12 protein-coding genes and 1 pseudogene are annotated in these 12,609 nt (G+C 43.4%); 7 read left to right on the top strand and 6 right to left on the bottom strand.

Translation table 11 applies throughout. From position 1 onward, the window contains the following. Positions 1–19 precede the first annotated feature (19 nt). Positions 20–1,858 carry an ATP-dependent zinc metalloprotease FtsH3 gene (gene ftsH3 / locus PL9631_RS08695; protein WP_083619054.1) on the top strand — a complete coding sequence of 613 codons (1,839 nt, stop codon included), beginning with the start codon at positions 20–22 and terminating at the stop codon, positions 1,856–1,858. Positions 1,859–2,067: 209 nt separating this feature from the next. Here the strand turns inward: ftsH3 and PL9631_RS08690 are convergent, their stop codons facing one another. After that, positions 2,068–2,673 (bottom strand): CPP1-like family protein, encoded by a 606-nt coding sequence (locus PL9631_RS08690; RefSeq protein ID WP_083619052.1) that lies wholly within the window; start codon positions 2,671–2,673, stop codon positions 2,068–2,070. A gap of 74 nt (positions 2,674–2,747) precedes the next feature. Continuing rightward, positions 2,748–3,518, bottom strand: coding sequence for a peptidoglycan editing factor PgeF (gene pgeF / locus PL9631_RS08685; protein ID WP_083619050.1), 771 nt, complete (start codon positions 3,516–3,518; stop codon positions 2,748–2,750). A gap of 68 nt (positions 3,519–3,586) precedes the next feature. Between pgeF and PL9631_RS08680 the strand changes: the two genes are divergently transcribed. The 5 genes from PL9631_RS08680 (at position 3,587) to PL9631_RS08660 (ending at position 7,790) form a co-directional block, all read left to right on the top strand. Further along, complete coding sequence (locus PL9631_RS08680) at positions 3,587–4,408, top strand: biotin--[acetyl-CoA-carboxylase] ligase (protein ID WP_083619048.1); 822 nt, start codon at positions 3,587–3,589, stop codon at positions 4,406–4,408. Positions 4,409–4,438: 30 nt separating this feature from the next. Further along, entirely contained in the window at positions 4,439–6,064 is a 1,626-nt protein-coding gene (locus PL9631_RS26670; protein WP_083619046.1) for a M23 family metallopeptidase, read from the top strand. A 560-nt stretch (positions 6,065–6,624) separates the two neighbouring features. Next, entirely contained in the window at positions 6,625–6,846 is a 222-nt protein-coding gene (locus PL9631_RS08670; RefSeq protein WP_083619043.1) for a hypothetical protein, read from the top strand. Beyond that, positions 6,843–7,265, top strand: coding sequence for a type II toxin-antitoxin system VapC family toxin (locus PL9631_RS08665; protein WP_083619041.1), 423 nt, complete (start codon positions 6,843–6,845; stop codon positions 7,263–7,265). Before PL9631_RS08670 ends, PL9631_RS08665 begins: the two co-directional genes overlap by 4 nt. Before the next feature lie 165 nt (positions 7,266–7,430). After that, complete coding sequence (locus PL9631_RS08660) at positions 7,431–7,790, top strand: hypothetical protein (protein WP_083619039.1); 360 nt, start codon at positions 7,431–7,433, stop codon at positions 7,788–7,790. A gap of 66 nt (positions 7,791–7,856) precedes the next feature. Here PL9631_RS08660 and PL9631_RS08655 read toward each other — a convergent pair. The 4 genes and pseudogenes from PL9631_RS08655 to PL9631_RS08640 all read right to left on the bottom strand — a co-directional run bounded on the left by PL9631_RS08655 (position 7,857) and on the right by PL9631_RS08640 (position 11,227). Beyond that, positions 7,857–8,907 (bottom strand): annotated as a pseudogene (locus tag PL9631_RS08655) (transposase). A 248-nt stretch (positions 8,908–9,155) separates the two neighbouring features. Then, the gene (locus tag PL9631_RS08650; protein ID WP_083619037.1) at positions 9,156–9,776 is read right to left on the bottom strand and encodes a J domain-containing protein; all 621 of its coding nucleotides are present in this window, start codon (positions 9,774–9,776) and stop codon (positions 9,156–9,158) included. Between the two features lie 120 nt (positions 9,777–9,896). Beyond that, the gene (locus PL9631_RS08645; protein WP_083619035.1) at positions 9,897–10,511 is read right to left on the bottom strand and encodes an ATP-dependent Clp protease proteolytic subunit; all 615 of its coding nucleotides are present in this window, start codon (positions 10,509–10,511) and stop codon (positions 9,897–9,899) included. A 29-nt stretch (positions 10,512–10,540) separates the two neighbouring features. Then, positions 10,541–11,227, bottom strand: coding sequence for an ATP-dependent Clp protease proteolytic subunit (locus tag PL9631_RS08640; RefSeq protein WP_079676660.1), 687 nt, complete (start codon positions 11,225–11,227; stop codon positions 10,541–10,543). Positions 11,228–11,282: 55 nt separating this feature from the next. On the opposite strand from PL9631_RS08640, the gene PL9631_RS08635 reads away from it, so the two are divergent. After that, on the top strand, positions 11,283–12,521 hold the full coding sequence (locus tag PL9631_RS08635; protein WP_083619033.1) for a vWA domain-containing protein: 1,239 nt from the start codon (positions 11,283–11,285) through the stop codon (positions 12,519–12,521). Positions 12,522–12,609 lie beyond the last annotated feature (88 nt).

Below are 12,609 nucleotides of genomic sequence, written 5' to 3'. Positions count from 1 at the left end.
AGTAGGAGGATAGACCTCGGTGAATAAACGCTGGAGAAATGCGGGGTTATACGCCCTGCTTGCCATTGTCGTCTTAGCATTAGCAACTGCCTTTTTTGATAAACAGCCCCAAACTCGGGAAAGCTGGAAGTATAGTACCTTTATTCAAGAAGTCAAGAGTAATAAAGTTGAACGGGTCAGCCTCAGTTCTGATCGCTCCAGAGCCCTAGTCACGGCTCAGGATGGGAATAAAGTTATTGTTAACCTTCCCAACGATCCGGCTCTGATCGATATCCTGACCGAAAATAATGTTGATATTTCAGTTTTACCCCAAAACGATGAGAGCTTCTGGTTCAAAGCCCTCAGCAGTCTGTTTTTCCCCGTTTTACTCTTAGTGGGGTTATTCTTCTTACTCCGTCGCGCTCAAAATGGCCCCGGTAGCCAAGCCATGAACTTTGGCAAGTCTAAAGCCAGAGTGCAGATGGAACCCCAAACCCAAGTCACCTTCGGGGATGTGGCGGGTATCGAGCAAGCTAAACTAGAACTCAGCGAAGTCGTGGACTTCCTGAAAAATGCCGATCGGTTTACCGCCGTTGGGGCAAAAATTCCTAAAGGGGTGTTATTAGTCGGCCCCCCAGGGACAGGTAAAACCCTCCTAGCCAAAGCCGTCGCCGGAGAAGCGGGCGTTCCCTTCTTCAGTATTTCCGGTTCGGAATTTGTAGAAATGTTCGTGGGTGTGGGTGCGTCCCGGGTGCGTGACCTGTTTGAACAGGCGAAAACCAATGCCCCCTGTATCGTATTTATCGATGAAATTGACGCCGTAGGTCGTCAACGGGGTGCAGGTTTAGGCGGTGGTAACGATGAACGCGAGCAAACCCTGAACCAATTATTAACGGAAATGGACGGGTTTGAGGGCAATAACGGAATTATTATTATTGCTGCTACCAACCGCCCCGACGTCCTCGACTCCGCCTTAATGCGTCCGGGTCGCTTTGACCGTCAAGTGGTAGTTGACCGTCCCGACTATAACGGCCGGGCAGAAATTCTCCGCGTCCATGCCCGGGGCAAAACCTTGGCTAAAGATGTGGACTTAGATAAAATTGCCCGTCGTACCCCTGGGTTTACCGGGGCGGACTTATCCAACCTGTTAAACGAAGCCGCTATTTTAGCCGCCCGTCGTAACTTGACGGAAATTTCCATGGATGAAGTCAATGATGCCATTGACCGGGTGTTAGCTGGCCCCGAGAAGAAAGATCGGGTGATGAGCGAAAAACGCAAAACCCTGGTGGCTTACCATGAAGCCGGACACGCCTTAGTGGGGGCCTTAATGCCCGACTATGACCCCGTACAGAAAATTAGTATTATTCCTCGCGGTCGGGCTGGGGGGTTAACCTGGTTTATGCCTAGTGAAGAACGGATGGACTCCGGTTTGTTCAGCCGCTCCTATTTGGAAAATCAAATGGCCGTGGCTTTGGGTGGCCGGGTCGCCGAAGAAATTATCTTTGGAGAGGAAGAAGTCACCACTGGCGCTTCTAATGACTTACAACAGGTGACTCGGGTGGCTCGTCAAATGATTACCCGTTATGGGATGAGCGATCGCCTTGGCCCGGTGGCTTTAGGGCGTCAACAGGGGAATGTGTTCCTGGGCCGGGATATTATGTCGGAACGGGATTTCTCCGAAGAAACCGCCTCCACCATTGATGCTGAAGTCCGTGTCCTGGTAGATGCTGCCTATAAACGGGCAAAACAAGTATTAGTAGAAAACCGCCATGTTCTCAATCAATTAGCTGATGTTTTAATTGATAAAGAAACGGTGGATGCCGATGAATTACAAGAACTGTTAGCCAATAATGATGTCAAAATGGCGGCGGTTGTTTAATTCGATTTCTAAAAATTGAATCCGTTTAAATAAAAATAGGGCTATTTCTGTTTTCAGAAATATAGCCCTATTTTTATGGAAGTCGCCCCTAACAGTTAGGAAAAAAACTGCTAAATTCTTTTCTTCACTGTTGCCTGTTGCCTTTTCCCTGCTTTGCACTGAGCTTGCCGAAGTGTTCCCTAATTTTGGTAACTTTGAACCCTTGGGAATTAACGCAGAAAGCAAGCCACAAGCCACAAAACAATAAAAGTAATAAAAGCAATAAATCGTTCTACCGCGATCGCTCCTGCTAGTGAACTCAATAAACTTCCTAATATTAACCCTCCAATTAAACCCGCAACGGTTAGCAAAACTGCTCGACCAAACTTATTTTCCTTACGGTTGAGAAAATAAAGACAAGATCCCACACCCAGGGCTAAAGTTAGCTGTAATAACGAGATCCCAAAACCCGAATACAGACTCAAACCCGCCAATGTAACATAGGCGCCAGAAGGCCATAATAAATCAGCCCGACTGGGAGTATCCAACAGTTGGCTGAACCAATTCGGTTTTGAATTCGCCGCAGGTTGAACACCAGAGGGCGGAGTTGGAGCTACTCGTTCGGGAAAACGAATTCGTTCCGGGACTTTAATTTTGCCCTCTTGTCGCATTTTTAACCGATCCATCAAAATGGCATCATAGGCTGCTTCAATCGATTGCAGCAGCTTAACTTCGCCACTATATTGCTGTTTTAGGCGATCCCGGGCTACCTGAATTTCATCAAAGGAGGCATCAAGGGTAACCCCAAGCTGTTCGTAGGGACTTTGCTCGCTCATCAGACTTTTTCTTATACCGTTTTATTTATTGTAAGCTTAACTCAATCTTGATCCAAACCGTTGATCGATTAATCCTACTGACTGACAATCCCTGACCACTGCACCCGTTTTAATTGTTCCCGACGGTAGGAGAAAAAAGCCTCCGGGTCTTGATAGGTACAATGGGGAGCGATCGCCACCTGTTCCGGTGCAATTCCTAACTGTTCTAGTTGTAGGCTATTAAATCGTCGCACATCTAAACGGACTTTATTCGGCTCCGGATCGGGAAGTAGGGGGGAATTGGGGAGGTGATAGACGGGTTCTAGTCCCTCGGTATCAGAAATCAAACTTTGGGCTAACTGGGTCGCCACATCTAAGGAAACTTGATACACCTGTCCCGAAATAGCTGGCCCTAATCCTATCCGTAAATCCTCTAATTGACTCCCCTGGGCTTGAAAATGAGCGATCGCTTCAGGAACAATTTTAGCCGCCGTCCCCCGCCATCCGGCGTGAACCGCCGCTACCTTCCCCGTTTGAGCATCGGCAATTAACACAGGAACACAATCGGCCGTAGCTACCCACACCGCCTCCGAGGAGTTTTCCGCAAATAAACCATCCGCTTCCGCCAGGAGTTTATCTTCCAATGCTAAATGATCCACGGGGTCAACGGTTCCGGTTTTCAATACCCGATTTCCGTGTACCTGCTTGACTCGATACACATTCACCCCAGGTTGTAAAACATCCACTAAGTCCGAGGGAGTTCGAGGACTAAAGGAACGGGTAAAAAACCCATGTTGCCAATCTTTGAGCAAACTACAGGTTAAATAGGGTAATCCATCCCAGGTTTGCCAATGCCAAGTGTGCATAAGATTATGATTACGAACTGTTGCGACTACAAACTGCCTTGATTTTAACCCTCGATTAAATAACTTGCGTGACCTTCAACTTATCCCGTTTAGAATCTGCCCTACAAACCCTCGTAGAGACGTGCCATGGCGCGTCTCCCCATGGTAAGTCTCTACCGAATATTCATTATTTTGATAGCTTAATTTCTACTAATCAAACCGCCTGGGAACTCTTAGAACAGGGGGAACCGCCCGGAACTGTAGTTATCGCCGGACAACAAACGGCGGGACGGGGACAATGGGGCCGACAATGGCAGTCGAGTCAGGGGGGGTTGTTTTTATCAAAAATTGTTGAACTCAGGCTTCCCGTGACTCAAAAAGCCCAATTGAGCATCAGTTCCGCTTGGGGTATTGCCACAGTTTTGCGCGATCGCTCCTGTCCCGTACAACTTAAATGGCCGAATGATTTAATCTTAAATCAGCGCAAACTCGGCGGAATTCTTACCGAAACTAAAATTTCGGGACAGCTTATTACTCAAGCGGTGATCGGAGTTGGTTTAAACTGGGAAAATCCCGTTCCTGAAATGGGGATTAATTTACAAACCTTTTTTGCCCATTCTGCAACACCTCCGGCGATTCAATCCCTAGAATTCCTTGCTGCCCTAGTTTTACAGGGATTAGACATCGGGATTCAACACTTATCCGATGCTAAGGTTAAGAAAATGTTAAAGAGTTATAATCAACTCTTAACCTGTATCGGAAAACCGATCAAAGTTGGGGATCAAATCGGTGAGATTATCGGAATTTCGGAACAGGGGAACCTACGAATTGGTCTTTATCCCAAAACCGAAATCGGTTTTTATCGAGAAATTGACCAACAGCCCGGTACAATAAGTATCGGCTACAGTTAAACGCTTAGATCATCATTGGTTGTGAGGAAGATGACGGAACAGAAAAAATATCCAACATCCGATACCCGCCAAGGACGTTGGTGCTTGGGTTTAGGAAGTTATACCCTTTTGGGTTTAGGTTGTCTAACAGGTTTAGTTCTATTCAGTAGTCGGGTAATTGCTACGGATGAATTTTCTATCCCTGTGGAAGCTGAACCCGTGGAGGCGTTTGTTCCCAGTGTTCCTGAAGCGACTACGGGATACAGTGATAGCTTTATTGAACCTGATCTTCAACCCGAGCCCACCTACAGCGAACCTGACGCTGTTCCAGACTACTCTACACCTGATCCAAGTTATTCTGAACCCGCTTATAATCCTGAACCAGAATATTATTCGGAACCCTACACCCCCGAAATTCCTAATATTGTTCCCGCACCTGAACAGGAGATTGTTTTTCCAGACATACCCCCGGCGGCCGAGTCCCCAGCCAATGCTTATATCGATCCCACGGATTACCAAATCGGCGCGACGGAGGGATATACGGACGGCTATGAAGCTCCCTCTACGGTAGTATTCTCCGAACGTTCAACCGGATGCGAAGCAGCTTTGGAATTGGGACAAGCCGCCGGAGATTTATGCGCCCCGGTTTATCCCTCGCCAATTTATCAGGCTGAAAATAATCAAGTTCCCTACATTGGTAATACTCCCTACATCGGCAATACTCCCTATACTGGCCATACTCCCTACATTGGCAATAATAATTTAGGCTCCATTCCCAACCCCTTACTAGACGGGGGAAATACCGCCTATACTCAGCCCAATTCCTCCTACTCTAATGGGTTTGTTGCCAACTCCCCAGCCTATACGGGTGGCGGTTATGAAGCCAACTATACCGACACAGAGCAACCTCAAGCCGTTGATTATGGTTATGGCGGGTCATACTCCGGGGAAGTAGCCGTTACCGGGTTTAGCCCGATTCAAGTTGGCCCCATGGTGGTCAGCAGCATGAGCAATTCCGGTTTGACCTATTATAATCGCACCCAACGTCCGGCGGCGGTGCGGGGAAATGGCAATAGTAGCCTACTTTTTCCCTTAACTATTCCCTCCCCAATTACCTCTTTATTTGGTTGGCGTCAGCACCCGGTTTTGGGTTATGGCCGTTTTCACACCGGGATTGATTTAGGTGCCGATGAAGGGACTCCCGTTGTGGCGTCCTATTCGGGGCAAGTGTCCGTCGCCGATTGGTTAGGCGGCTACGGGATGGCAGTGGTACTAAACCACTCGGAAAAATCCCAGGAAACCCTCTATGGTCACCTATCGGAATTATTTGTTAAACCCGGAGAGCAGGTTAAACAGGGGGAAGTGATTGGACGGGTCGGAAGTACGGGGGTATCAACCGGGCCCCATTTACACTTTGAGTTACGGAAGTTAACCAGTCAAGGTTGGGTAGCCATTGACCCCCGCAATGATATTGAGGTAGGTCTGGCTCAACTATTAAATACCATGAAGGTAGCCCAGGTTCCCTCCTCGGAATTTATTGCCAAATTAACAGAAGATGTGGAAACCGGAATGCCTAAATTACCCCCGTTACCGCCCGGTGTGGATGTGATGATTCCTAATTTAGAACCTCCGACCCTTAACTTTGGATTTGTAGAGAATCTTAAGAGTCCCAGTTAATTTATCAGAAAAATGGGTTTAAAACCTCGTCCTTCTAGGAGGAATTTTTATTAATATAAATAACAAAACTACCGAATTACTTTGGTTTTTTGTTAATATATTAGTGGTTGTAAAAAGACCCGCCCGAATCAAAGATACTCCGAAATAAATAACAAGGTTGAAAGTCCTGCGGGGTTGAGATTAGAAACTGGGGAAGCGGATGTAAGGCAACGGGAAGTCCATCCTTGAACGCATTAATTAACAAATCAAACAAAAAGTTTAACTTGTGAACGAGGTTAAACTTAAGTCGCGGGAGGGCATTTCGAGACTTAAAACGGACGTGGAGACAGTGTAAGACTGCTTTTAAAGTAGCAACAGTCTGCGAAGCGTCAACCCCATTCAACGACCATCCTCAAAAGGTGGCGTGGTGAGGAATCCCCGTCCGTTTACGGCGGGGAGGATGTCAAAATTCACCAGAAATTTCTATTTTTTGGCGGGGTTGTTACCCCGTCAGTTTTTTTATTTCTATTTTGGTATTTTCTGTTATAGTTAATCATCAAAAAATTCAGGAGGTTATAGTTATGTTTGTTAAAGGAATTAAAAAAGGCAAAATTATTGAGTTGTTGGAGGAAGTAGATTTTCCTGATAATCAAGAGGTTTTAGTAGAAATCAAAAAAGTTAATAATTTTTGGACAGCTTACCAAAATTTTCGAGCTAAAATAGAACAGGAAGGGATTATTTTTGATGATGAGGATTTTGTAGATTTACGGGATAAGTCACCGGGGAGAGAAGTTAATTTATGAGTTTAATCTATTTGCTGGACACAAATGTTATTTCTGAATCTATGCGTCCTGTTCCGAATCCCCAAGTCGTAGAAAGATTGAGGATTAATGAATTAAAAGTTTGCACAGCTACCGTGGTTATTCATGAATTATTATATGGGTGTTTGCGTTTACCGGAATCGAAAAAACGTAGCTTTTTTGAACAATATATTAATGATTTAGTAGTAAATGTTCCTTTATTTGATTATGAGTTAAAATCTGCGCAATATCACGCACAGCAAAGAGCAAGATTATCTAAGGTGGGTAAAATTCCTGCTTTTGGTGATAGTCAAATAGCTTCTATTGCTTTTACTAATGATTTAGTTTTAGTAACTAATAATGTCTCCGATTTTCAAGACTTTGATGGGTTGAAAATAGAAAATTGGTTTCATTCTCTTTAAAGGAATGGTTTGACTATCGGAGTTCAATGGCGCGATCGCCTCTAGCAGCGCGTAGCTCATCGCATCATTCAAAATTGATCGGCGAACCCGCCCTTACGGGTTGAGGAATTAACGTATTATACCAATAGGGAATAATCGGAAATTATCTTAAGAACAAATATCAACATGACTAATGAAATTGTAGTTGTCCGAACAGGTATCCCCCCCGAACAACTTCAGGCTAGATACTCCGATAACCTAACTACGCTGAATGAATCACCTGAAGGGTTACGCACCTTGGCAATTTTAGGCAAGACTTTTTACTGGCTTTTGAACTTAGAACGAGTTCAATCTTGTCAAGAAGTACATATTTATAATTGGGAAGGAACCCAAAGGATTGTTGCACCGATTACACCAGAGGAATGTTATACTATTGAATTCCTGGGTAGATCTAAAACTATTATTGCTTTTAATCCGAAAGCGGTTTGCTTTCAGATTGTCGATCCTCCTAAAAGGTTTGGGCGAAGTTCTGCTTTTTATGAATAATTAGGGCTTGCTGAAAAAGTAACAGAAAAGGAAACGAATGATTAACTAGCTAATGAAGTCAGAAGGTCAGATAAGTTTTTTTCGAGGTAATGAGTTAAGAGATAACTTGTCATAATCAATGACTTGAAAAAAGTAATGGAATAAAAAAATTGACCCCAAAATCTGTCTAAGAATCACAGAGAGATTCATGACTAAAAAAGTAATAGCAATTGCCGTTTCGGAAGTATGAGCTAGTTTATTCATAATCCGATTCAGGCTAAATCTTCTTTTTCCTTGGCCAAATTTGCCTTCAATAGAATTCCGAATCTTTTCATCTTCTGACGCCTGCTTCTTAGTAGCTTTACTAATATTTACTGGAGGTCTACCTAACGGGGGGCCACTCATTCTAATCCCCTTTTCTTTACACCAAGCTCGGTTGTCTCTAGTTCGGTAAATTTTATCTACATGGACTGACTCAGGATAATGTCCCGTATATTCTTTAAAAGCCTCTATTTGTGCTTTTAAATCACATGATTCGTTAAAATTATCCCAACTAATCCGGTCAAGAAATACATATTCATCCAGACAACTAGCAGACAATTTGGCTCCAAATTCTACTGACGTTCCGGCTTTTCCTCGGACAATTGGACGAATATGGGGTTGGCTTAAACTTACGATTCTGTCGGAAATACTTTGTTTGTTATGATCATACATCCATTGCTGTTGACGATAAACTTCTGATACCACTAATAAACTCTTATATTGTCTGTCATTCAATTCATCCAGCCTCCCTCTATTGGCGATTATTTGGTCTATATGTCCTAAGTTTCGTTTAATATATTGCATCGGACAACCCAATAAAATACTGCAAGTAGGGATTTTCTTTGATTTGTTCTACTGTCTCTCTATCACTTATCCCTAATTTTTCTTTAATGATTAAGGCTCCCAATGCCATTCTAAATGTTTTGGCTGGTGCTCCCATAACAGATGAGAATAATTCTGCGTATTCCGCTTCAAATTCTGCCCACGGTATCCATTGGGCCATGATTACCCACCGATTCTCTTCTGAGAGTTTTCCCTCAAATGGCAGTTTGAACTCTTCGGGTGGTGTCCTTGGTTGCTCGTCTTTACGGTACATTTTCACCGACTCATGCAAGGTTTTTGCGTTATTTTACACCCATCCCTTGCACCTGATTCATTTTTTCTTGTCTTCACCTCCCCTCTGTTCTGGCTTTTCGCCTTTTTTCAGCAAGCCCTAGGTAGAACCTAGAAACCAGGGGCCGAGGAGAGTTTTAGGAGGAGATCGCTATGAGTACCAGAATATTTTGACGACTTGTATGCAAAATATCAATAATTTTTATAGATCACAGATTGAGTTTTTTAAAATTAATAAATCTTTTCCAATTGTCTAAAATCCCGTTCCACTTCTGCCCATAATGCCCGATTATGGGGATCAGTTTTTAAGGCTTTTTTTAAATAATTTCTCGCCTTTTCAACCTGCTTTTCCGTAATTAATTGTCGTCCCCAACGCTGATAGGAAATCGCTTGCCATTGGCGAATTTCGGGATCATGGGGAATACGTTGGGCTAACCCTTCAATTAATGCGATCGCCCTGGGAAAACGCTTAGATTTTAATAGATTTTGTAACTCTAAATAGAAATTTTCCTTGATTTTTTGCTCCTCCGGCGTTAATTCAGGATTAAACTCAATCGGCGGACTTTTGGAGGTAATTTTAACTTTTGTTGATTGATATTGGGGAACTTTAAACCCCGATGTCACGGGTTTTGTGGAAGCCGTAACGGGTTCTAATTCTGCTTCGGGTTTAGCAATAGTTAATAAAAATTTATAGGCTTCTGTAATCGCCATAAACTTCTCTCGGGCGATTTCATTGCCAGGATTGACGTCAGGATGATATTGTCTGGCTAGTTTACGATAAGAGGTTTTCACGGCCTCCAAACTTGCCCCGGATCTTAATCCTAATTGTCGATAATAGTCAGTTATATCCATCACTAATTTTATCAGTGACTCAATTTAATAATATGGGAAGTAAATTGCACAAATAGAAAAACAATTAGAGGATAAATGGATGGGAAAAACCCATCCAATATTATAGTGAATTGTTAACCCTTAACCTGCGGTTAAAGCCACGGTAGCCCGTTCTTCAATCACCTGGTCAATTAAACCATAATCCTTGGCTTCTGGCGCAGAGAGGAAATAATCCCGATCCGTATCTTTCTGAATTTTCGCCAAAGTTTGCCCAGTGCGCTGCACTAAAATATCATTCAATAAACTGCGGATTCTCAAAATTTCCCTGGCTTCAATTTCGATATCCGTAGCCTGCCCTCTTGCCCCGCCCAAGGGTTGGTGAATCATAATTCTGGCATGGGGTAAAGCCAAACGTTTTCCGGGGGTTCCTGCGGCCAATAGAAAAGCTCCCATGGAAGCCGCTAAACCCACGCAAATTGTGACCACATCGGCCTTAATATATTGCATGGTATCGTAAATCGCCATCCCGGCTGTTACCGATCCCCCGGGAGAATTGATATACAAATAAATGGGTTTATTAGAATCTTCCGAATCTAAATAAAGCATTTGTGCCACAATTCGATTAGCCAAACTATCGGTGACTTCTTGACCCAAAAACAAAATCCGTTCTACACCTAAACGGGTATAAATATCAATCCATCTTTCGTATTGACTACCTGGAAGACGGTAAGGAACACTCGGAATCCCAATCGGCATAGCTTTTACCTTTTTAACTTCAATTAATTTTAAACCGTTGCTACCAATGCGGGCAGTTCTTTGCGACTTTTTAACACCTTATCAATTAAGCCATATTCCTTGGCTTCTTCTGGTGTTAAATAGAACATCCGATCGGTATCTTTAGAAATTTTTGCCACCGTTTGTCCGGTACTTTTTGCTAAAATTTCTAACATGGTTCTCTTATTATCGAGAACTTCCTTCGCCCGAATTTGGATATCCGTTGCTTGACCTCTTGCCCCACTTTTGGTTTGATTTAAAACAATGGTGGCATTCGGTAAACTTGCCCGAAAACCTTTAGTCCCGGCAGCTAAAATCATGGCTGCGGTTCCCATCGCTTGACCGATACAAATAGTATGAACTGGAGGCTTAATATAGCCCAAAGTATCGCAAATGGCAAAAGCTTCAGTCTCAAACCCAATTGCATCTCCTCCATACCAGGAAGTTCCCGTAGAGTTGATGTAGAAATAGATAGGTTTATCAGGATCGTCGAACTGTAAGTAAAGCAGTTGAGCGATAATTAGTTCAGTAACATCAATTCCGACTTGACGTTTGATGTCATCGGACGAATACAGGGGAAGTCCCAGATAAACAATCCTTTCCTTCAACAGAAGGGATTCTAAGTCTGGCGGGGGAGTCCGAATTGGGCTATCGGTGTAAGAATATGCCGATTGCACAGCTTGAATGGGTTCTCTCATCAGGAATTCTCAACCTTAAACTTATAAAAATAGTAGCGCAACTTCAGGTAATCCTATGAAACTCAGTTTACAAGCAATTCTTAGTGATCCCAACTTTGATCTGTCCGTTGGTAACAGTCAACGTCAGTTGGCGATCTCCATTTCGGCTTTTCCCTCCCAAAGTGATGCCGATGTTCCTTTGAATTTGTGCCTGATTTTAGATCATAGCGGTTCTATGAGTGGAAAACCCCTAGAAACCGTGAAACAGGCAGCAATTGAGTTAGTCGATCGATTAAAACCGGGCGATCGCATTTCTATTATAACCTTTGATCACCGCGCTAAGGTTTTAATTCCCAATCAAGATATTACGGATTTGGAAAATATTAAACGGAAAATTCAAGGCTTAAAAACCTCCGGGGGAACGGCCATTGATGAAGGGCTAAAGTTAGGGATTGAGGAATTAGGAAAAGGTAAACAAGAAAGAATTTCTCAAGGGTTTTTATTAACCGATGGGGAAAATGAACATGGAGACAATAATCGCTGTTTGAAACTCGCCAAACTCGCTGCTAGTTATAACTTAACTATTAATACTTTGGGGTTTGGAGAAGATTGGAACTCCGATGTTTTAGAAGAAATTGCCGATGCTGCGGGGGGAACTTTAGCCTATATTGAACATCCCGAACAAGCCTTGGATCAATTCAGTCGTTTGTTCAATAAAATGCAGTCGGTGGGGTTAACAAATTCCTATTTATTATTGGATTTAATGCCCCATGTCCGGTTAGCCGAACTCAAACCCATCGCCCAAGTTGCCCCCGATACGATTGAGTTACCGATTCAAAAAGAAGGAGATAAATGGATTGTCCGTTTAGGGGATGTGATGAAAGATATAGATCGGGTGGTTTTAGCTAATTTATATTTTGATAAATTTCCGGCCGGAAAACAAGCGATCGCCCATGTTCAAGTCCGCTATGATGATCCTTCCTTAGATTTAAAAGATTTATATTCTGATTTGGTGATTGTAGAAGGTAATTTTGTGAGTTCCTATCAACCCAAAATGGATGGGTTTGTGCAACAACAAATTTTAACCTTAGCCAAATATCGTCAAACTCAAATTGCTGAAACTAAACTGCAACAAGGCGACCGGGCGGGGGCAGCAACCATGTTACAAACCGCCGCTAAAACCGCTTTACAAATGGGGGATAAAAACGCAGCAACAGTTCTACAAACCAGTGCAACTCGCTTACAATCAGGAGAAGAATTGTCCGAAAGTGATAAGAAGAAAACCCGGATTGTGTCTAAAACCGTGTTGAAATAATCCCAGGAGTTGCCCAGGTAGGGGTAATTCATGAATTACCCCTACCTGGGTTACAGTCCAAAACGACAAACGAACAACCAAACGGAGC

Origin of the sequence: Planktothrix paucivesiculata PCC 9631 (assembly GCF_900009265.2) — a bacterium.
GTDB classification, from domain to species: domain Bacteria; phylum Cyanobacteriota; class Cyanobacteriia; order Cyanobacteriales; family Microcoleaceae; genus Planktothrix; species Planktothrix paucivesiculata.
The sequence above is the reverse complement of the archived record's forward strand: the minus strand, read 5'-3'. Positions and strand labels throughout refer to the sequence as shown.

Excerpts from the sequence above, each read along its gene's own strand:
- PL9631_RS08645 (WP_083619035.1), bottom strand. The coding sequence starts at position 10,511 with ATGCCGATTGGGATTCCGAGTGTTCCTTACCGTCTTCCAGGTAGTCAA.
- PL9631_RS26670 (WP_083619046.1), top strand. The coding sequence starts at position 4,439 with ATGACGGAACAGAAAAAATATCCAACATCCGATACCCGCCAAGGACGT.
- PL9631_RS08690 (WP_083619052.1), bottom strand. The coding sequence starts at position 2,673 with ATGAGCGAGCAAAGTCCCTACGAACAGCTTGGGGTTACCCTTGATGCC.
- PL9631_RS08665 (WP_083619041.1), top strand. The coding sequence starts at position 6,843 with ATGAGTTTAATCTATTTGCTGGACACAAATGTTATTTCTGAATCTATG.
- PL9631_RS08640 (WP_079676660.1), bottom strand. The coding sequence starts at position 11,227 with ATGAGAGAACCCATTCAAGCTGTGCAATCGGCATATTCTTACACCGAT.
- PL9631_RS08635 (WP_083619033.1), top strand. The coding sequence starts at position 11,283 with ATGAAACTCAGTTTACAAGCAATTCTTAGTGATCCCAACTTTGATCTG.
- PL9631_RS08650 (WP_083619037.1), bottom strand. The coding sequence starts at position 9,776 with ATGGATATAACTGACTATTATCGACAATTAGGATTAAGATCCGGGGCA.
- PL9631_RS08660 (WP_083619039.1), top strand. The coding sequence starts at position 7,431 with ATGACTAATGAAATTGTAGTTGTCCGAACAGGTATCCCCCCCGAACAA.
- PL9631_RS08670 (WP_083619043.1), top strand. The coding sequence starts at position 6,625 with ATGTTTGTTAAAGGAATTAAAAAAGGCAAAATTATTGAGTTGTTGGAG.
- pgeF (WP_083619050.1), bottom strand. The coding sequence starts at position 3,518 with ATGCACACTTGGCATTGGCAAACCTGGGATGGATTACCCTATTTAACC.